The 20,652-nt window shown below is 65.5% G+C and carries 17 protein-coding genes and 1 pseudogene; 11 read left to right on the top strand and 7 right to left on the bottom strand.

The window, feature by feature from the left end; genetic code table 11:
• Positions 1 to 74 precede the first annotated feature (74 nt).
• Genes AAFX91_RS03280 through AAFX91_RS03310 form a run of 7 tightly spaced genes read right to left on the bottom strand, consistent with a single transcriptional unit; the run spans position 75 to position 7,022 of the window.
• Positions 75 to 1,070 carry an amidohydrolase family protein gene (locus AAFX91_RS03280; RefSeq protein WP_394565526.1) on the bottom strand — a complete coding sequence of 332 codons (996 nt, stop codon included), beginning with the start codon at positions 1,068 to 1,070 and terminating at the stop codon, positions 75 to 77.
• Positions 1,067 to 2,269 (bottom strand): amino acid ABC transporter substrate-binding protein, encoded by a 1,203-nt coding sequence (locus AAFX91_RS03285; protein WP_165420977.1) that lies wholly within the window; start codon positions 2,267 to 2,269, stop codon positions 1,067 to 1,069. The genes AAFX91_RS03280 and AAFX91_RS03285 overlap by 4 nt, the downstream gene beginning before the upstream one ends.
• A 29-nt stretch (positions 2,270 to 2,298) precedes the next feature.
• Positions 2,299 to 3,693 (bottom strand): dihydroorotase family protein, encoded by a 1,395-nt coding sequence (locus AAFX91_RS03290; protein WP_130577286.1) that lies wholly within the window; start codon positions 3,691 to 3,693, stop codon positions 2,299 to 2,301.
• A gap of 18 nt (positions 3,694 to 3,711) precedes the next feature.
• Positions 3,712 to 4,428: an ABC transporter ATP-binding protein gene (locus tag AAFX91_RS03295; RefSeq protein WP_394565527.1), complete on the bottom strand. Its 717-nt coding sequence runs from the start codon at positions 4,426 to 4,428 to the stop codon at positions 3,712 to 3,714.
• Complete coding sequence (locus AAFX91_RS03300) at positions 4,425 to 5,177, bottom strand: ABC transporter ATP-binding protein (RefSeq protein WP_130577284.1); 753 nt, start codon at positions 5,175 to 5,177, stop codon at positions 4,425 to 4,427. Before AAFX91_RS03300 ends, AAFX91_RS03295 begins: the two co-directional genes overlap by 4 nt.
• Positions 5,164 to 6,153: a branched-chain amino acid ABC transporter permease gene (locus tag AAFX91_RS03305; RefSeq protein ID WP_245475689.1), complete on the bottom strand. Its 990-nt coding sequence runs from the start codon at positions 6,151 to 6,153 to the stop codon at positions 5,164 to 5,166. Before AAFX91_RS03305 ends, AAFX91_RS03300 begins: the two co-directional genes overlap by 14 nt.
• Positions 6,150 to 7,022 (bottom strand): branched-chain amino acid ABC transporter permease, encoded by an 873-nt coding sequence (locus AAFX91_RS03310; protein ID WP_394565528.1) that lies wholly within the window; start codon positions 7,020 to 7,022, stop codon positions 6,150 to 6,152. Before AAFX91_RS03310 ends, AAFX91_RS03305 begins: the two co-directional genes overlap by 4 nt.
• A gap of 70 nt (positions 7,023 to 7,092) precedes the next feature.
• Here AAFX91_RS03310 and AAFX91_RS03315 point away from each other — a divergent pair, with 70 nt between their 5' ends.
• From AAFX91_RS03315 to AAFX91_RS03365, 11 genes and pseudogenes are all read left to right on the top strand, one after another.
• A complete protein-coding gene (locus AAFX91_RS03315; protein ID WP_394565529.1) occupies positions 7,093 to 7,848 on the top strand; it encodes a GntR family transcriptional regulator in 756 nt (251 codons plus the stop codon).
• Positions 7,823 to 8,164, top strand: coding sequence for a hypothetical protein (locus AAFX91_RS03320; protein WP_394565530.1), 342 nt, complete (start codon positions 7,823 to 7,825; stop codon positions 8,162 to 8,164). The genes AAFX91_RS03315 and AAFX91_RS03320 overlap by 26 nt, the downstream gene beginning before the upstream one ends.
• Positions 8,157 to 9,164, top strand: a complete 1,008-nt coding sequence (locus AAFX91_RS03325; RefSeq protein ID WP_394565531.1) for a CobW family GTP-binding protein — start codon at positions 8,157 to 8,159, stop codon at positions 9,162 to 9,164. The genes AAFX91_RS03320 and AAFX91_RS03325 overlap by 8 nt, the downstream gene beginning before the upstream one ends.
• Positions 9,165 to 9,356: 192 nt before the next feature.
• Positions 9,357 to 10,607, top strand: coding sequence for an ABC transporter substrate-binding protein (locus AAFX91_RS03330; protein WP_394565532.1), 1,251 nt, complete (start codon positions 9,357 to 9,359; stop codon positions 10,605 to 10,607).
• Positions 10,608 to 10,733: 126 nt separating this feature from the next.
• Positions 10,734 to 11,561: a helix-turn-helix domain-containing protein gene (locus tag AAFX91_RS03335; RefSeq protein WP_394565533.1), complete on the top strand. Its 828-nt coding sequence runs from the start codon at positions 10,734 to 10,736 to the stop codon at positions 11,559 to 11,561.
• Between the two features lie 276 nt (positions 11,562 to 11,837).
• Positions 11,838 to 12,848 carry a branched-chain amino acid ABC transporter permease gene (locus AAFX91_RS03340; RefSeq protein ID WP_394565534.1) on the top strand — a complete coding sequence of 337 codons (1,011 nt, stop codon included), beginning with the start codon at positions 11,838 to 11,840 and terminating at the stop codon, positions 12,846 to 12,848.
• Between the two features lies 1 nt (position 12,849).
• The gene (locus tag AAFX91_RS03345) at positions 12,850 to 13,920 is read left to right on the top strand and encodes a branched-chain amino acid ABC transporter permease (protein ID WP_394565535.1); all 1,071 of its coding nucleotides are present in this window, start codon (positions 12,850 to 12,852) and stop codon (positions 13,918 to 13,920) included.
• On the top strand, positions 13,913 to 14,695 hold the full coding sequence (locus AAFX91_RS03350) for an ABC transporter ATP-binding protein (protein ID WP_130582378.1): 783 nt from the start codon (positions 13,913 to 13,915) through the stop codon (positions 14,693 to 14,695). The genes AAFX91_RS03345 and AAFX91_RS03350 overlap by 8 nt, the downstream gene beginning before the upstream one ends.
• Positions 14,688 to 16,904: an ABC transporter permease gene (locus AAFX91_RS03355; RefSeq protein WP_394565536.1), complete on the top strand. Its 2,217-nt coding sequence runs from the start codon at positions 14,688 to 14,690 to the stop codon at positions 16,902 to 16,904. Before AAFX91_RS03350 ends, AAFX91_RS03355 begins: the two co-directional genes overlap by 8 nt.
• Before the next feature lie 3 nt (positions 16,905 to 16,907).
• Entirely contained in the window at positions 16,908 to 17,741 is an 834-nt protein-coding gene (locus AAFX91_RS03360) for a phosphoenolpyruvate hydrolase family protein (RefSeq protein WP_394565537.1), read from the top strand.
• Positions 17,742 to 17,762: 21 nt separating this feature from the next.
• Positions 17,763 to 20,644, top strand: a pseudogene (locus AAFX91_RS03365) (flotillin domain-containing protein).
• Positions 20,645 to 20,652: the final 8 nt, after the last annotated feature.

The following is a 20,652-nucleotide window of genomic DNA, read 5'->3' on the forward strand; positions in this document are numbered from 1 at the left end:
AGAAATCAGGGCGGCGTTTCAACCCGAAACGCCGCCCTGAAAGTATCAAGCCTCCCACACGATACCCGCTTCCGTCACACCGCGTTCGGTCTGCTCCCGCCGACAATCTGCGACGCATTGCCGTGTAGGATTGCGGCCGCGGTAGCCTCGGGAAGCTGCGCGATCGCCGGCAGCGCCTTGGCGCCGACGGGATCACCGATCTCGAACGGGAAGTCAGAGCCGAACACGATCTGCCCGGGACCGACGAGGTCGATCAGGTAGCGCAACGGCGCGGCATGGGCGACCACAGAGTCGTAGAAAATCTGCTTCAGATATGAACTCGGCGGCCGCGAGATGTTCTTGCGGCAATCGGGATTGGCCTCGTAGCGCGGCGCCTCATAGGCGAGATCGAGCCGTCCGGCGAGCATCGGCAGCGTTCCGCCGCCATGCGCCAACACAAGCTTCAATCCCGCATGGCGCTCGAACACACCGGCGAAGATGAGACGCGCTACGCACAACGCCGTCTCCGACGGCCAGCCGACCAGTTGCAGCATCGTGTACTGGCCGAACGCCGGGCGTTCGATGCCGGTGGTCGGATGCATGAACACGATCACGCCGCGCCGGGCGCATTCCGCAAACAATGGCTCGAAGGCCGGATCGTCGAGCGGCCGGCCTGCCGCCGAGGTCGGCAGCGCTACGCCGGTCAGTCCATCCTCGTCGAGCGCGCGGCTGATCTCGGCGACGGCATGCTCCGGCTCGGTCAATGCCGGCACCGCGAGACCGCCATGGCGCCGACCAGCCTCCTTTACGAAATCCGCGGTCTGCCGGTTCAGCCTGCGCGCGAATGCGCGATCGGCTCCCCAGCTCGCATGACTGACGATGCGCGGCGGTGGTGACACAAGTTGCAATGCGATGCCGCGCGCGGCAACACTCTGTGCGGCGCTTTCGATATCGAACAGGAGCGGATCGAGCGGCCCATAGCCGCCGAACCCGAAGCCCTCTTCCCTCGCCTCGATCCCGAATGCCTTCTCGCGCGCGAGCTCCGACAGGAACGCGCGCGTGAGCGCATGGGCGTGTACGTCGATGATCATTCGAACGGCTTGCGCGGATAGCGCACCGGCTTGGCCGCGATCTCCGCCGGATAAACCGGAACGGCAGTGCCGCCCTGAACCTGCGAGATCACCGCCGATGCCTTCTTGTCGACCCCGGTCTGATCGAACTGGACGTGGCCGAAGAAGGTCTCCACATCGAGCTGCAGCATGGCGTCGCGCACCTTCACCGGATCGAGCGAACCGGCCTTTTCGATCGCGAGCTGCAGCGCGAGCGCTCCCGCCGTGCCCGATGCCGTGATGTAGTTCGGCTTGGAGCCGCCGAACTCCTTCTCATATCCGCTGACATAGGCGGCAGCGTCGGCCACCAGCGGCCCCTTGTACTTGACCGCGGGATCCCAGATCTGCACGCCGATGAGGTCTTCCGAAGCCGGTCCAAGCGCGCTCAGGACGTCGGGAATGCCGACGGCGAAAGCAAAGCCGATGATCTTCGGGTTCACCTTCAAGGACTGCAGCGCCTTCACGAGCTGGATCGAATCCTGCACATAGCCGGTCAGGATCAGCACCTCGGGATTGGCGTCCTTCAGCGCGGTGGCGACGGACGACAGATCCACGGCGCCCTTCGGATACTTGCTGTTGTAGGCGATCTTGAAGCCAAGCGCCTCGGCCTTCTTCTGCGCGGCGCCCGCGAAGACGTTGGGGAATAGATCGTCGGGGCCGGCGATCGCGACCGTCGCCGGCGGCGTCGGCAGCTTCTTGATCATGTCCAGCATCGGATCGAGCGTGGTCGAGGCGAGCGGCGCGGGGCAGAAGATGAACTTGTAGCCGCGCTGATAGAGACTGTCGGCGGTGGCCATCGGCGTCATGGTGATGACCTTGTATTTCTCGCTGATCGCCGCCGTGGCGGTGGCGATGCCGGACGAATACGGCCCGAGGATGAAGTTGACATTGTCTTCCGTGATCAACTTCTCGGTCAGGCGCGCCGAACTCTGCGGCTTGCTTTCGTCGTCGTAATAGATGACCTGGACCTTGACCTTCTTGCCGGCGACATTGATGCCGCCCGCCTCGTTGACGAGCTTTTCCCAATAGGCATAGCCGTTCTTGAGAAGATTGCCTTCGCGCGAGAAGTTGCCGGTCAGGCTCACGGCCGCGCCGATCTTGACGACCTCCTGCGCCTGCGCGCCGCCGATCAGCAACAAACCGCTGGCAAGCGCGCCAGCCAGAAACGCAGATCTACTCATCCTCATCGCCTTCCCCCTTCAGTTCGCAGTTAGGTCGAACGGCCGGCGGTGCCGGGCGTGAACTGGCCATAGCCGGGCGAGCCGACGACCTTGCCGTCGCGCATCACCACGGTGCCGCGAACGATGCCGTAGGTCGCCGCGCCCTTGGTGCGCATGCCGACCCAGCTCGTATGCGCCGACTTCGACAGCATGTCCTCATGCCGGAATTCGCCTTCGCGGTTCATGTCTATAATGCTGAAGTCGGCGTCCGAGCCGACCTGGATCACGCCTTTCTTCGGATAGATTCCGAAGGTGCGCGCCGGCTTTTCGGCCGCCATGCGGGCCACCTGGTTGAGCGTCAGCCTTCCCTCGTTGACCGCGTTGATCATCAGCGGCACGAATTCCTGCGCCCCGGTCATGCCGAGCGGAACCGAGAACATGTCCTTCCAGCCCGGCTCGACGTCGTCGCGGGTATGCGGCGCGTGTTCCAGCACGATGAAATCGGCAACGCCGTTTTCGATCGCTTTCCAACCGTGCTCTGGCGCGTAGCCCCAGTTGTAGGTATAGGGCCCGACCTTCTCCATCTGCTCGCGGGTCATGAACAGCGTGCCGAGTTCGAGTTCCGCGGTAACGTCCTGGCCTAGCTCGAACTTGGCATGGCGAATCATCTCGTTGGCGCCGGGCGGCATCACGCCGAGATGCAGAACATGGAGCCTCACGCCGGCGATCCGCGCGTAATAGAGCGATGCGGCGAGACCGGCGACCATGCCATGGCCGTACATGTAGCCCTTGGCGAAGCTTTCCTGATAGGCCATCGCGTCGGTGCGGCCCTTGTCGATGTAGTCGCGGAAGGTCAGCCGCTTGCACCACTCCGGATCGTCGTGATGCACGGAGGCGACCAGGCCGACATCGCGGGTCGCCTCGTAGAGCTCGTAGAGGATGCCGTGGTCGAGCACGCCGAGCTCGGAGATATAGGGATAGACTTCCTTGATGTGACGGGTGTTGAAGATCTTGATGCCGATCGCGCCGGCCTTCGCCAGGGCCTCGACCGTGCGCGGATAGAGCCCACCGCCATAGAGCGCATAGTCGACATGCGCCTTCGGCGCGACCATTGCCTTCTTCTCCTCGAAATGCTCGAGGCTGGTCGGATGCGGCGTGTTGTTGGTCATGTCGATGCAGAACGTCACGCCACCGGCCGCCGCGGCCGCCGATCCGGTCTGGAAGTCTTCCTTGTAGGTGTGCCCCGGCTCGCGGAAATGGCAGTGCACGTGCCAGATGCCGGGCAGCACCTCCTGCCCACGCGCGTCGATGCGCTTGGCGGCATCGGGGAACGGGCCGCCAATCGCGGCGATCTTGCCGTCCTTCACCGCGACGTCGGCGCGGTAGGACGACGTCGGCGACCAGATGGTGCCGTTTTCGATAACGAGATCGTAGGCTACGCTCACTAACTCCTCCAGCTTGATCTATTGCAGCCCGAGATAGGCCGCTCGGATGTCGTCGCGAAGCAGCAGCTCCGACGACGGGCCGTCGATGAGGATGCGGCCGGTGTCGAGCACGTAGCCGCGCGCTGCGATCTCCAGCGCGAGGCCGACGTCTTGCTCGACCAGCAGGATGCTGATGCCGCGGTCGCGGTTGATGGTGCGGATCACGCCGGCGATGCGCTCGACGACAACAGGCGCGAGCCCGAGTGACATCTCGTCGATCAGCAGCATCCTTGGCCGCGCCGTCAGCGCGCGGCCGATCGCGCACATCTGCTGCTCGCCGCCGGAAAGAAGGCCCGACAGCCGGTTCTGCAGCCGCACCAGCTCCGGGAATAGCTCGAAGACGAAGTCGATATCTTCTGTCTTGTGCGAGGTATCAGGCGCGGCGCGCGAACCCAGCTCCAGGTTCTGTCGCACCGTCAGCCCCTGGAATAGGCGGCGTCCCTCCGGCACCATCGCAAGCCCGAGCCGCGCGCGCTCATAGGGCGGGACAGTGAGGATCGGCTGGCCGTCGAACGTGATCGAGCCCGATCGCGGCGACACCAGCCCGGTCAAGGTTCGCAGCAGCGTCGTCTTTCCGGCGCCGTTGGCGCCGACCAGCGCGACGATCTCTCCCTGCTGCAGCGTAAAGCCGACATCGACCAGGACCCGGCTGTCGCCATAGCTGACCGCGAGCTGTTCGACCGACAGCAGGCTCATGCGGCACTCCCTGTGCGGGTCTTTGCGAAGCGGGTGCCGAGATAGGCCTCGATCACGGCAGGCTCGTTGACCACGTCATGCGGCAGGCCTTCGGTCAGCTTGCGGCCGAAATTGAGCACCATGGCGCGGTGGCACAGCGCCAGCACCGCCTTCATGACGTGCTCGATCACGATCACCGTCATGCCTGCGGCATTGATCTCGCGAACGAGGTCGATCATGCGCTCGATCTCGGTGAGGTTGAGCCCCGCCATGACCTCGTCGAGCAGCAGGAGCCGCGGCTGCATGGCGAGCGCGCGGGCGACTTCGAGCCGCTTGCGGTCCGACAGCGTCAGATGCGGCGGCATGAAATGCGCCTTGGCGATCAGGCCGACGCGCTCCAGCGCCTCGTCGGCGGCATCGAGATATTCGTTGCGCTGGCGCAATCGGGCGTGGCCATACATGGCGCCGACGGTCACGTTCTCGCGCACGGTCATGTGGTTGAACGGCTGCACGATCTGGAACGTGCGCGCCACGCCGAGCTGCGATAGCTGGTACGAGGGAACGTTGGTGACGTCCTCCCCGGCGAACGAAATTGAGCCGCCATCGAGCTTGTAGACCGAGGAGATGGCGTTCAGCAGCGTGGTCTTGCCGGCGCCATTGGGGCCGATGACGCCGAAGATCTGTCCGGCTTCCACGCCGAAGCTGACGCCATCGAGCGCGAGCACGCCGCCGAACTTGATAGTGAGGTTGCGGCCTTCAAGCAGCGCCATCGTTCCTCCTCACCGATCGAACGAGCCGTGCAAAGGCGTTGATGATGCCATTGGGGGCGACGATGCAGACGACGACGATCAGGAGCCCCAGGATCAACTGATGCGCCTTCAGGAATCCGCTCCAGACCAGAGTGGAGACGATCTCCAGCACGAAAGCGCCGATCACCGGCCCCAGGATGCTGCCCATGCCGCCGATGATCAGCATGATGTAGGCCTTCACGCCGACGGCCGGATCGAAGGCGCTGGACGGCTCGATGAAAGTGATCCAGTAGGCCCAGACGCCGCCGGCGAAACCGGTCAGGCCCGCGCTGATCGCCCAGGCATAGACCTTCGCCTTCGTGGTGTTGATGCCCATCACCGCGGCGGCACGCTCGCTGTCGCGGATCGCGCGCAGCGCGAAGCCGAGCGGACGCTTCAACAGGATGGCGACGATGGCGGTCGACGCCACTGCGCCGCCGAGCATCAGATAATAGAGCGCGATGTAGAGCGGCTTCGGGTCCCAGTCGCTGAGCGGCAGCGCAAGGCCCTGCGCGCCGCCGGTGATGCCGCCGATCTGGATGATGATCTGCACCGCCGCAAGGTTCAGCGCCACCGTCGCGATCGCGAAGTAATGGCCCTTCAGCCGCAGGATCGGCCAGCCAAGGATGAACGCGCAAACCGCCGACATCACGATGGCGAGCGCGATGCCGGCCACGAACGGCAGCCCCGCCACCATCGCGGTGCCGCACGCATAGGCGCCGATCCCGAAGAACACGCCGTTGCCGAAGGCATGATAGCCGGTGATGCCGACGATCACGTTGAGCCCCTGCGTGACGATCACATACATCAGCACCGTGGTCAGCACCCGCAGCCAGTAGGAGCTGATGCCGAGCGGCGCCGCGCACAGCACGAGAAGACCGATCGCGACCGCAGCCCACACCAGGGGGCGCATGGTGGACGCCTTGGCGCCCTGCTCCAGGACTGCGGCCTCGCTCATGCGTGTTCTCCGAAGAAGGCGCGACCGAACAGGCCCTGCGGCCGCACCACGAGCACACCGAGGAACATCGCGAACGCGACGATTTCCTGGAAACTGGTCCCGAGCCAATAGGCAGCCCAGGCCTGCACGAGGCCATAGAGGAAGCCTGCCACGATGCAGCCTTCGACGCTGCCGATGCCGCCGAGCACAGTGATCACGAACACAGCGCCGAGGAAGCTGACGCCCATGGTCGGCGATACCGGAAACAGCATGCTCGACAGCGAGCCCGCGGCCCCCGCCAGCGCCGCGCCGGCGCCTGCGGTGAGCGCAAACACCTGCTGCGGATTGATACCCATCAGGTTCGACATCTCGCGGTCCAGCGCAGTCGCGAGGATCGCCTGCCCGAGGCTGGCGCGGCGCAGGAACACGAAGAACCCGACGCCCAGCGCAAGTGAGAGCCCGGCAGCAAGCAACCGCACCACCGGCACCAGCGTGCCGAACACCGCGACCGAGGTGCTGGCGTAGGAGGCGTTCACCGAGCGCACATCGGAAGTGAAGATCAGCACGGTGGCATCGGTCAGGACGAGTTCGATGCCGAACGTCACGACCAGCGAAAGCAAGAGGCTGGTGCGGATGACGTGATTGAGGATCAATCTCTGGATGCCGTAGCCGAGCACGAACATCGACGCCATGGCGAGCGGCATCGAGAGCAAGGGATCGACGCCGTAGCGCTCGAACAGCACGTAAGTGACGTAGGCGCCGAGCGTGATGAAGGCGGTGTGGGCGAGATTGATCACCCCCATCACGCCCCACACCATGGAAAAGCCGACCGTCGCGAGGCCGTAGAGGCCTCCCAGCAAGATGCCATTCACGGTGGCTTGTGCGAGCATCAAAAACCTTGTCGACGATGAGTTGCAAACGGTGCATACACAAAATATACATAAAGCGACGGAGGCCGCAATGAGCAAAAACAAGGCATCGCGCTCTAATGTTAAGGCACTGAAGGGTGCCAGCAGCGAGCATGCCTACCGCGCCCTGATGCAGGAGATCGTCTCTTTCACCTTGGTGCCGGGCGAGGATCTGGACGAAGCGACGCTGGTCGCCCGCTTCGGCGTTTCGCGCACGCCGGTGCGCGAAGCCCTTGTGCGGCTTGCCGCCGAAGGCCTAGTGCAGCTCGTCCCCAATCGCGGTGCACGCGTCGCGCCGATGGGCTGGAACGACATCCGCGAACATCTCGAAGCGTTCGACGTGTCACAGCGCCTCGTCACGCGATGGGCGGCAATCCGCCGCACCGACGAGCAGGTCGCGAAGATGGATATCGAGCGCAAGGCGTTCGAGACCGCGTTCAGGCAGGACGACTCGGTGGCGATGCTGGACGCCAACTTCCGCTTTCACGCCGTGATCGGAGCCGCCTGCCGCAATTCCCTGCTGCAACGCTTCTATATCCAGCAGCTTACGGCCGACCTGCGCATTGCGCGGCTCGCCATGACCAGCGAGTGCTTTCCGACCGAGCGCTCGTATCGCAGCCATGTGAGCCAGATCGTCCGCGAGCATCGCGAACTGGTGGAAGCGATCCGCGAGCGCGACGGCGATCGCGCTGAAGAGCTGGCGCGATCCCATGCCGACCTCGCCCGCAAGCGGGTGTCGGAGAGCCTGACGCAGACGATGACGCCGGCGATGGAGATCCGGCTTGGCGAACAGGTGGCCGATGTGTGAAGTATGCGCCATCTTCGGCGCCGGCGAGCATTGGAGCGACTTCGGCCGCCTGCGCGACGAGCGCTTTCCGTTCGATGACATCCAGCACTATCGGGACGAGCGCAAGCGCCGCATCGAGCTCCTGAACATCATCCTGGCGCCGCTTGAAACGAGCTGCGAGGACTGGGACGGCGAGGCCCTGATGGTATTCGACCGGGTCGGCCGCTCCAGGATCGCGCCGACCCTCAACGATGTCTGGCCGGCGACGGAGGCGCTGTCCGGACGGCGCATCGACCCGCTTGACCCATCGTTCGCCAGCGGTAGCCGACATGCCTGATCGCCTGCCGCTCTTTATCGTCACGGGTTTTCTCGGCAGCGGCAAGACGACGCTGGTCCAGCGCTTTCTGCGGGAGCCGGAAGGCCAGGGCACCGGCGTTGTTGTCAACGAATTCGGCGAGGCCGGTCTCGACCATCGGTTGATGGTGCATGCCGCCGAGAACGTCGAGCTGATCGGTAATGGCTGCATGTGCTGCGCGCGGCGCGCCGATGTCGGCCGCGCGCTCTACGATCTGGTGCGGATGTCGCGGCAGGACGGACAGTCCCGCTTCACCCGCGCGATCATCGAGACCTCCGGACTTGCGGACCCCTCCCCGATCGTCGGCACCATCGCACGCGACCCATGGCTGCGCCAGCATGTCGAACTCGTCAGCGTGATCGCGGTGATCGACGCCGTCGCGGGCCTGCGCAACCTGCGGGACTTTGACGAAGCGCGGCGACAGGTCGCGATTGCTGACGCGCTGGTGGTGACCAAGACCGATCTTCGCGCCGCACATCCTACCCGCGACATCACCGCGGCAGCGACAACGATCGCGCCCGACCTTGTCCTGCACGATGCGCAGGATCCCGACTTCAGTCTTGCATGGCTGTTCGACCGGACGGCGGGCGAGAGTGCGTCCCGCGGTAGGACGCCATTCACCGCCACCGAGGTCCCGCAGCACGATCAGGACGTCGGCTCGTTCACGCTGGCGCTGCCCGAGCGGATCGACTGGCCTGCATTCACGCTGTGGCTTTCCGCACTGCTGCACCGGCACGGCGACCGCATCCTGCGCGTCAAAGGCCTGGTCCGAACGTCGGCCGGCGCCAATCCAGTCGTGATCCATGGCGTGCAGCACTCCATGCACCCGCCGGTTCATCTCACCGGCGAGGACGCCGGGCAGCCGTCGTTCCTGGTGTTCATCACCCGCGGACTCACGCGCGACCCGATCGCGCAGAGTCTGACGCGCTTCCTGCATCTCGCGGAGGCGCATAGCCGATTTCACGCGTCCGAGCCGGCCTAGCGTGACCCACGCGTCATCGCGCGGCTCGCTGCGGCGCAGCATGCAAAATGAGACTGCCCGTCAAGCCGCGCGGCGCGGAGACGTCCGCGCTGCATCCGCCATCGGTTAGCCTTCGCCCAACAACCAGACGTCGCGGCCATCGCAAACACGCGGGCCGTATGCAAGACGCTGAAAAATGGGAGGAGGAGAGCGATGTTGAAAGGCAGTGTGGGACTGATCGCGCTAGGCAGCCTGTTGCTTTCAGGCGCCGCAGTCGCGCAGGAGAAGATCAAGGTCGGCGTCACCGCAACCCTCGAAGGCACCTACACCGTGCTTGGCGAGGACGGCATCCGCGGTTTCCAGACTGCGCTCAACACGCTCGGCAAGAAGGTCGGCGACAAGGAGCTGGAATTCGTCATCGCCTCGACGGATGCGACGCCCGATTCCGCGGTGCGCGCGGTGCGCAAGCTGATCGAGCAGGACAAGGTGCAGATCCTGCTCTCGCCGCTCTCCGGCGACGAAGGCATCGCGGTGAAGAATTTTGCCAAGTCACGTCCCGAGCTGACCTTCGTCAACGCCGCCTCCGGTGCGCAGGAGACGACCTATGTCGACCCCGCCCCGAACTTCTTCCGCTACAACATGGACGGCGCGCAGTGGCAGGTCGGTCTCGGCAAATATGCCTATGAAAACAAGGGCTATCGCAAGATCGCGACCGTCGGCGAGGACTATTCCTTCATCTACACCCAGGTGTTCGGCCTTGTGCTTGAATTCTGCGGTGCCGGGGGACAGGTCACGAACCGGCAATGGGTGCCGCTCGGCACCAAGGACTTCGCCTCCGTGATCGCCGCCCTGCCCGACGAAGTCGATGCGATCTATCTCGGCCTCGGCGGTGCCGACGCCGTCAACTTCCTCAACCAGTATCAGCAGGCCAGCGGCAAGGCGCATCTGATGGGCGGTTCGATCATGATCGACCAGACCATCCTGTCCTCCAAGGGCAACGCCAAGAACGCGTTGATCGGCACCATCGCCGCGAGCGGCCAGGCCGACACCTGGGAGGATCCCGGCTGGCAGAAATTCGTGAAGGCCTATCAGGACTCCTTCCCGCCGAACAAGCGCTTCCCGAGCCCCTCGCTGCTCGCCACCAACTATTACGGCTCGACCATGGCCCTGATCCTGGCGCTGCGTCAGGTCAATGGCGACCTCAGCAACAACCAGGCGAAGCTCAAGGAAGCGCTGGCCAAGATCGAGCTCGACGCGCCCAACGGCAAGATCAAGCTCGATTCCAACCGCCAAGCGATCGGAACCAATTTCGTGACCGAGGTGGTGGATGACGGCAAGGGCGCCCTGTTCAGCAAGGTCGTGAAGGTGATCCCGAACGTGAACCAGACGCTCGGTTACGATCCGGCGGTGTTCGCCAAGATCGGCCTGCCGAGCCGCACCGTCCCGGAATGCAAGAAGTACTGACCTAATTTTTGCAGGTGCGAACCGACCGTTGGCTGACGGGCGCGCTGCGTTGTCACGCTTGCGTTCTTTTCCCGGATGTTGAACGCTGGTTGAAAAGATCAAGAACATCCCGCGGGAGGGAGCGCATTGAGCAAAGCGCTTGCCGTCTTCCACGGCCGGTTCGGTCGCGCGACGGTCTATCAGTTGAACCGTCCCTTCAACGTGCATGCGCACCGTGAAGGACATCTGATCTTCCACGTCGGCGGCACGCCGGCGCAGATCGACGTCTGCGATCAGCGCCGCCTTCTGACCGAGGATTCCGTGGTCGCAGTCAACCCGTGGGAGCCGCACAACTTCCTGCCAACGGACATGGAAAGGGGCGCGATCTTCTTCGTGCTTTATGTCAACGCCGAATGGTTCGCGCCCGACGTGTCCTGCGCGCAAGTCCTCCGCTTCGGCCGCACCCATTTCAAGCGCAGCGACACGCTCGACAGGCTCATCCGCCACACCGCAGCACTCGTGTGCGGCGCACCCTCGCTCAAGAGCCTCGATGGCGAATTGCGGCGCCTGATCGATCTCAGTTACGAAGAAAGCTGGCGACAATCCGAAGTCCCGCAGGAAATTCGCACCGCCGCCGCGATCACTGATTTTCGCATCCGCAAATCGGTCAAGCTGTTGTCCGAAAGCCCCGGGGCCGAGATCGAGCTGGATTCGATCGCCCGCGCCTCCGGCCTGTCGCGGCCTCACTTCTACCGCTTGTTCCGCACCCAGACCGGCGTCACGCCGCATCTCTATCGCAACACGCTGATGATGGAGCAGGCGCTGGACGCGCTGGTCGCCACCGAGGCGCCGATCGCCGATATCGGCTACGATCTCGGCTTCTCCTCGCAAAGCGGCTTCACCCGCTTCTTCGCCGCCAATGTCGGCATGGCCCCAACCGACTACCGCCGCGCCGCCAAAGTGCTGCGCCCCTAGCGCCGACTTCACCTCTCCCGCTTGCGGGAGAGGTCGGCGCGTAGCGCCGGGTGAGGGTTCTCTCCACACGGGGAGTCCCAATGCGGAGACAGCCTCACCCCAGCCCTCTCCCGCAAGCGGGAGAGGGAGCGCAGCGTCGCCTGCGGATGCAATTCGACCCCATCGTCAGCGCCGATAAAAGATACTCCCGGTCAAATCCGCCGCCTCGGCCCGCACTAGGATGCAAACAACGCGATCCGCAAAGACGATCGCGAGGCCTTGAGGGAACGCACGTCGATGGCACGGTTCATCGAACGCCATCCGGCATGGGCGCTGATCGCGATCGTCGCGATCGCGCTCCTGCTGTGGCTGGTCTTCGCGGTCTGGCCGCCGGGCCTGGAGCAGGCGATCGGCCGCAAGCGGGTCTTCCTCAACGCCGTCTTCAACGGCATCACGCTCGGCGGGCTTTATTTCCTGGTGGCGAGCGGCTTCACGCTGATCTTCGGCTTGATGCGCAACGTCAATTTGGCGCACGGCTCGCTTTACCTTTTCGGCGGCTATGTCGGATACGCCATCAGCGCCTGGACCGGCTCCTGGATCCTGAGCTTCGTCGTCGCCTTCCTCGCGGTCGCGCTCGTCGGCGTGCTCCTGCAGATCCTGGTATTCCGCCGCATGGAGGGCCAGGATTTGCGCCAGACCATGGTGACGATCGGGCTTGCGATCGTGTTCGCCGATTTGATGCTGTGGGTGTTCGGCGGCGACTTCTACCAGATCCCGACGCCGAGCTGGCTGATCGGCCCGGTGCAGCTTCCGTTCATCACCGCGGTCAAATCCTCCGGCGAGCCAGTCTATCTGCAATATCCGATGGTGCGGCTCGCGATCTTCGCCGCCTCCGTCATCATCGGCATCGCGATGTGGCTGGCGCTGAACCGCACGCGGATCGGCATGATCGTGCGCGCGGGCGTCGATGATCGCGACATCCTGGCCGCGACCGGCGTGCAGATCCAGGCCGTGTTCGTGCTGGTGTTCGCGCTCGGCGCAGGCCTTGCCGGCATCGCCGGCGTGGTCGGAGGCACGTTCCAGTCGATCTCGCCGGGCGAGGATACGCGCTTCCTGCTCGCCTCGCTCGTGGTGGTGATCGTCGGCGGCATGGGATCGATCCCGGGCGCGGCGCTCGGCGCCGTCATCATCGGCCTCGCCGAGCAGCTCGGCTCGGTCTACATCCCGACCTACGCCATCGTCGTGACCTTCCTGATCATGGTCGTGGTCCTGGCGCTGCGGCCGCAGGGCCTGCTCGCGAGGCGATGACATGTCGTTGACGCAGCTTCATGCACCAGCGACTGCGGTGGAACGTCCGAAGTTCCGCGCCTGGCCCGAGCTCAACAATCCCGCCGCGTGGCTGGTCGCGCTGATCCTCGTGATCATGCCGTTGATCGCCAACGGCTTCTTCCTGATCGAGATCTTCGGCACGACGCTGATCCTTGGCATCATCGCGCTCAGCCTGATGTTCCTCGCCGGCTATGGCGGCATGGTCAGCCTGATGCAGCTCACCATCGCGGGCTTCGCCGGCTACATGGTCGCGGTGTTCGGCGTCAGCGGCAACGCCAATATCAGCCTCGGCTGGCCGTGGTGGCTGGCGACGCCGATGGCGCTCGTGCTCGCGACGATCTTCGGCACGCTCGGCGGCGCGCTCGCGGTTCGCACCGAGGGCATCTACACCATCATGATCACGCTCGCGATCGGCGCGGCCTTCTACTATTTCACCAACCAGAACTGGGCCATCTTCAACGGCCACACCGGCATCAACACCGTCGCTACGCCGCAGTTCTGGAGCGTCGACTGGCGCTCCGATATTCCCTTCTACTACCTGATACTCGGCGTCGCCGCTCTCTGCTATTTCGCGGTTCAATACGTCTCGCGCGCTCCGTTCGGGCTGGCGCTGCAGGGCGTGCGCGACAATCCCCGCCGCATGGCGGCGCTCGGCTTCAACGTCAACGCGCACCGTGTCGCCGCCTATGCGTTCGCATCCTTCATTGCCGGGCTCGGCGGCGTGCTTCAGGTTTGGAACTACCGGCAGATCTCGCCCGGCTCGGTCGGCGTCGAGCGCTGCATCGACATCCTGATCATCGCCGTGGTCGGCGGCATCACCCGGCCGGTCGGCCCATTCATCGGCGCGCTCATCTTCGTTATCCTGCGCACCTTCGCGCTCGACGTCCTGATCAAGTTCGGGCTCGACGGCAATCGTTTCCGCCTTTTGATCGGACTCGGCTTCCTCGCCATCGTGTTCTGGTCGTCGGATGGCGTGATCGGCCTCTGGGAGCGCTGGCGCAGCCGCCACGCACGCGCTCCAAGCAGCACCGCGGGGCGCGGCCATGGATAGCGTCGCACACCGTCTCTCCGCGGTTGGTGCCGGCGCCGCGCTGGAGCTGCGCGGCGTGACGCGGTTGTTCGGTGCGCTCGCCGCGCTGACCGATGTGACGATGACCGTGCGGCCCGGCGAGCGGCGCGCGGTGCTCGGCTCCAACGGCGCCGGCAAGACCACGCTGTTCAACTGCATCACCGGCGATTTCCTGCCCTCCTCCGGCACCATCCGCTTCTTCGGCGAGGACGTCACGCGCTTCCCGCCCTATGAGCGCATCCGCCGCGGCCTGCGCCGCACCTACCAAATATCGGCACTGTTCCCCGGCCTCACCGTGCAGGACAATGTCTACCTCGCCTGCCGCGGCGTCTCGCGCGGACGCTTCTCCTTCCTGCGTCCTGGAGCAAACGACGCGCTGATGCATGCGACGGAAACGCTGGTGCAGGCGGTGCACCTGACACCGGTAAAGGACCAGCGCGTCGCCGAACTCGCCCACGGCCAGCAGCGCCAACTCGAAATCGCGCTCGCGCTTGCCGGTGCGCCGCGCTTCATCCTGTTCGACGAGCCGGCGGCGGGTCTGTCGCCGGCGGAGCGGCTCGAGCTGATCGAGATCCTGACCTCCCTTCCCGCCCATATCGGCTACATCATCATCGAGCACGACATGGACGTCGCGCTGCGCGTCGTCGAGAGCGTCACGATGATGCACAACGGCCGCGTCTTCAAGGAGGGCCTGCCGCGCGAGATCGAGTCCGACCCTGAAGTGCAGGAGCTTTATCTCGGAGGCGGCCATGAATAATGCCCGGCGCGCCGCTCCCGCTTTGGAGGTCAAAGGCCTCGACGTCTATTACGGCCACTCGCATGCGCTGCAGGGCGTCGACCTCACGCTCGATTCCGGCGTGTTCTCACTGGTTGGCCGCAACGGCATGGGCAAGACCACGCTGTGCAAGACCATCATGGGCCTGGTGCGGGCCAGCGGCGGATCGGTGCGCGTTCGCGGCGAGGACGTCACGCACATGAGCCCGGCCCGGATCGCGCGGCTTGGCGTCGGCTATGTGCCGCAAGGCAGGCGCCTGTGGCGCTCGCTCAGCGTCGACGAGCATCTGCAGCTCGCCGGCGGGATGCGCCGCGGCCCGTGGACGGTCGAGCGCATCTACGACACCTTCCCGCGCCTTGCCGAACGCAAGGAGCATGGCGGCAGCCAGCTCTCCGGCGGCGAGCAGCAGATGCTCGCGATCTCGCGCGCGCTGCTGACCAACCCGCATCTGTTGATCATGGACGAGCCGACCGAGGGCCTGGCGCCGGTGATCGTCGCGCAGGTCGAGGAGATGCTCGTCCACCTCGGCGAAGACGGCGACATGTCGGTGCTCGTGATCGAGCAGAACATCGGCGTGGCGACGGCGGTTTCCAAGAACGTCGCCATCATGGTCAACGGACGCATCAACCGCATTATCGATTCCGTGCGCCTTGCCGCCGACCGCGAGCTGCAGCAGCGCCTGCTCGGCGTCGGGCTCCACGGCGATGTTGCAGCCGATGTCGACGCGGGCCCTGCAAAGCCAGAGCCGGATGCCGCCCCGCAGCCCGCGCGCGCCAAGGGCCCGGTCCGCATCTACATCTCCAATCCGACGCTGCCGACACGCTGGTCGCAGCCGGTGCCGATCGCCCGCATCGAGGCAGCCGCGCGAACGCATTCGGCCGGCGTAACACGGCTGGAAGAGAGCACACGGCAGCGGCGCGAATCGGCCGCCGCGCAGACCGCAGGCCCGCCGGTCGTGCTGGTCGTCGGCACGCTCGACACCAAGGGACCGGAGCTGCGCTTCATCCGAGACGTCATCGCGGCAAGCGGGCTGCGTTCCCGTCTGGTCGACGTCTCCACCGGCGGCAAGCAGACGACCTGCGATGTCTCCGCCCAGGAGATCGCGCTGAACCATGGTCGCGGCGGACCCGGCGTGTTCGGCGCCGATCGCGGCGCCTCGGTCAGCGCGATGGCGGATGCCTTCGCGAAATGGCTGCGCCGTCAGGGCAATGTCGCCGGCATCATCTCGGCTGGCGGCTCCGGCGGCGCCTCGCTGGTCGCGCCTGCCATGCGTACCCTGCCCATCGGCGTGCCCAAGATCATCATCTCTTCCGTCGCCTCGGGTGACGTCGGTCCCTATGTCGGCCCGGCCGACATCATGATGATGTATTCGGTCACCGACGTCCAAGGCCTCAACTCGATCTCGCGCGCGGTGCTCTCCAACGGCGCGAACGCGTTGGTCGGCATGGTGAAAGCACGTCTCGACGAGCGCGGCGCCCGGCAGCGCGAGACCGGCAGCGGCCTTCCCGCCGTCGGCGTCACCATGTTCGGCGTGACCACGCCTGCGGTGCAGAAGATCGCAGCCGATCTGAAGGACGATTTCGAGTGCCTGGTGTTCCACGCCACTGGCGTCGGCGGCCGCTCGATGGAGAAGCTCGTCGACTCCGGCCAACTCGCTGGCGTCATCGATCTGACGACGACTGAGGTCTGCGATCTCCTGATGGGCGGCGTCTTCCCGGCCACCGACGATCGCTTCGGGGCGATCATCCGCAGCCGCGTGCCCTATGTCGGCTCGGTCGGCGCGCTCGACATGGTCAATTTCGGTGCGTCCGACACCATCCCCGAGCGCTACCGCCAGCGCAAATTCCACGTCCACAACCCGCAGGTCACGTTGATGCGGACCACGGCGGAAGAAAACGAGCGCATGGGCCGCTGGATCGGCGAACGGCTGAACCAGATGGACGGTCCCGTGCGCTTCTTCCTACCCGAGGGCGGCGTCTCCGCGCTCGATGCAGCAGGTCAACCGTTCTGGGAGCCGGATGCCGATGCGACCCTGTTCCGCGCGCTGGAGCGCACCGTGCGCCAGACCGGGAACCGCCAGCTCATTCGCATCAGGCGCAACATCAACGATCCCGAATTTGCGGCTGCAATCGTAGCCGCGTTCCGTCCTCTGCTCGGACGCGCCGGTGGACGGCGGAGAGTGGCGAGGTGACCCATGGCCAGGTTTGAACGCGCGGCGCTGTTGAAGAAGTTTCGCGACATGGCGGCCCGGGGCGAGCCGATCGTCGGCGGTGGCGCCGGCACCGGGCTTTCGGCCAAATGCGAGGAGGCCGGCGGCGTCGACCTGATCGTGATCTACAATTCCGGTCGCTATCGCATGGCCGGCCGCGGCTCGCTCGCTGGTCTCATGCCTTACGGCGATGCCAATGCGATCGTGCTGGAGATGGCGGGCGAAGTGCTGCCGGTCGTGACCAACACGCCGGTGCTCGCCGGCGTCAACGGCACCGATCCGTTCCGCGACATGGACCTGTTCCTCGATCAGCTCAAGGCGCTCGGATTCTCCGGCGTGCAGAACTTTCCGACCGTCGGCCTGATCGACGGGATCTTCCGCGCCAATCTCGAGGAGACCGGCATGTCCTATGCGCTGGAGATCGAGATGATCGCCAAGGCGCATGACAAGGACATGCTGACGACGCCTTACGTCTTCAGCGAGACCGAAGCGGCTGCGATGGCGATCGCCGGCGCCGACATCATCGTCTGCCATCTCGGGCTGACTACCGGCGGCTCGATCGGGGCACAGACCGCGCTCAGGCTCGAGGACTGCCCGGCCCGCATCGATACCTGGGCCGAGGCCGCGCTCAGCGTCAATCCGCACATCCTGGTGCTCGCGCATGGCGGCCCGATCGCGGACCCCGCCGACGCCGATTTCATCATGAAGAAGACCCGCAAATGCCACGGCTTCTATGGCGCCTCCTCGATGGAGCGCCTGCCGGTCGAGCGGGCTCTGACAGATCAGGTACGCAAGTTCAAGGCGATCGGCGCTCGCTAGCGCCGAGCAAGGGAGGTTAAGATGTCAGGGATTCTGATTGGTGAATTGATCCTCTGGCTCATCGTCGCGATCGTCGCGATCGTCGTCATCGTTTACATCGTCAACTGGCTCTATCACCGCTCGTCGAAGGAAGTATCCTTCGTCCGCACCGGCTTCCTCGGCGAGCGCGTCGTGATCAATGGCGGCGCCTTCGTGCTGCCCTTCATTCATGACTACACGCCGGTCAACATGAACGTGCTGCCGATGGGGATCGTGCGATCCAGGCAGGACGCCGTCATCACCCGCGACCGCATGCGCGTCGATATCGAGGCGGATTTTTACGTCCGCGTGCAGCCGACCCGCGAGGCCGTCTCGATCGCGGCGGCCACACTCGGCCGCCGCACCATGGAGCCGGAACAGCTCCACACGCTTCTCTCCGGCAAGTTCGTCTCCGCGATCCGCTCGGTCGCCTCCGAGATGACGATGGAGCAGATGCACGAGCAACGCGGCGAATATGTCGCCCGCGTCAAGGCCGCCGCCGCCGAAGCGCTTGCCCAGAACGGCCTCGAGCTCGAATCCGTCGCGATCACCGACCTCGATCAGACCGATCTCGAGTTCTTCAATCCCTCGAACCGCTTCGATGCCGAAGGTCTCACCCGCCTGATGGAGGACATCGAGGCCAAGCGCAAGCTGCGCAACGACATCGAGCAGGACTCGATGATCAAGATCCGCTCCCGCAACCTGGAGGCCGAACGGCAGGCGCTCGAGATCGAGCGCGAGAGCGAGACGGCGCGGCTGGAGCAGGAACGCGACATCGAGATGCGCCGCGCCCTGCAGCGCACCGAAGTGGCGCGCGAACGCGCGCTGCGCGAGACCGAGGCCGAGCAGGCCCAGATCACCGCACGCGAGGCGATCGAGAAGGCACGTATCGCCAACGAACAGGCGATCACCGAGGCACGCATCGCCTCTGAACGCGAAACCCGGCAGAAGGAGATCGAGCGGACGCGCGCGGTCGAAGAACGGGAACTGCTGGCCCGCGAGGAGATCGAGAAAGCCAGGATCGCCAACCAGCGCTCGGTCGACACCGCGCGGATCGCCTCCGAGCGCGAGGTGCGCCAGCGCGAGATCGAGCGTATGCGCACGGTGGAGGAAGCCGAGATCGCGGCACGTGAGGCGATCGAGAAGGCGCGCATTCAGCAGGATCGCGTCGTGACCGATGCCCGGATCGCCAACGAGGAAGAGACCCGGCGGCGCGAGATCGAGCGCACGCGCACGGTCGAGGAAGCCGAGATCGCCGCGAAGGAGGCGACCGAGAAGGCGCGCATCAGCCAGACCATGACCGTCAATGTCGAGCGCATCGCCTCCGACGAACGCACCCGCGCGCTGGAGATCCAGCAGGTGCGCGCCATCCAGGAAGCGGAGATCGAGGCGCAGCGCGCAGTGGAAGCAGCGCGCATCGCCCGCGAGCGCGCTCTTGCGGCCGAGAGAATCGCCGCCGAGCAGAATACGCGGCAATTGGAGATCGAGCGCAACCAGGCGCTGGAAGTCGCCGGCATCGCCGCGCGCGAAACGACCGAGGCCTCCCGTATCGCCCAGGAAGAACGCATCCGCTCGCTGGAGATCGCGCGCAACCGCGCCGTCGAGGAAGCCGACATCGCCTCGCGCGAAGCCATCGAGGCTGCACGCATCGCGCAGGAGAAGGCTGTTGCGGCCGAGCGCATCCAGGCCGAACGCGAGACGAGGGCCCTCGAAATCGCGCGTACCCAAGCGATCGAGGCAGCCGACCTCAAGCGACGCGACGCGATCGAGCGCCAACGGATCGGGGTGGAACTTGCGCTGGAATCCGAGCGCATCGCTTCATCCAGGACACGCGAGGTGCTCAATATCGACCAGAAGAAGACGATCGAGATCGCCGACGAGGAGCGCGTGATCGCGCTGTCGGTGAAGCGTTCCGAGCGCATCGATGCTGACCGCCAGGTCAGGCAGGCGGAAATCGTGGCGCGCAAGGAAGTTGAGACCACCGACGTCTCGCGCGAGCAGGCGCTGGAGGCAGCACGGCTCGAACGCCGCCGTTCCATCGAGCAACTCGAGGTCGCCCGCGTCCAGTCGCTGCAGGAGGCCGAGATCGCTCCCGCGAGGAGGTCGAACGCGCCCGCATCGCCTCCGATCGCGGCCTCGACGAGGCCCGCGTCGGCCGCGAGCGCGATCTGCGCCGGCTCGAAGTCAACCGCGAGAAGGACGTCGAGACCGCATTGATGGAGAAGGCGATCGCCCTCTATCAGAAATCCCTGGAAGAATCCGCGGCCAAGGTGGCGGCCGAAGATGCGCGGGTGCGCGCCACAGAAGCCGCCGAGCGCGTCGTCACCGCGCGCGAGAGCGAGATCGCGCGCCGCCGCAAGACGGTGGAGGTGCTGCTCGCAGAGAAACAGGCCGAGGAGACGCGGATCGCCGCCGAGGCCGAGCGCGTGCGCGCCGCGGTGGAGGCCGAAGCGCAGCGGCTGCTCAACGAAGCCGAGAACGTGCTCACCGACCAGGCGCGCTACTCGCTGTTCCGCCGCAAGCTGCTCGACCGCATCGAGGGCATCGTGCGCGAGAGCGTCAAGCCGATGGAGAAGATCGAGGGCATCCGCATCCTCCAGGTCGACGGCCTCAACGGCAATGGCCACGGCAATGGCTCCTCCCGCAGCGCCACCGACGAGGTGATCGACTCCGCGCTGCGCTACCGCGTGCAGGCGCCGCTGATCGATTCGATCCTGTCCGACATCGGCGTCGAGGGCGGCAGCCTTGCCAAGATGCCCGGCCTGATCCGCGAGGCGCGCGACATGCAGGGCATCAAGGAGTCCGCGACCCGCAAGAGCGGTGAACCCAAGCCGCCCGCAAGTCCCGCCACAGGCGAGCCGCGCCCCCCGCGCAAGAAGGAGTGAGCACGCGC

It is taken from the genome of Bradyrhizobium sp. 31Argb (assembly GCF_043638955.1).
Lineage (GTDB): Bacteria > Pseudomonadota > Alphaproteobacteria > Rhizobiales > Xanthobacteraceae > Bradyrhizobium.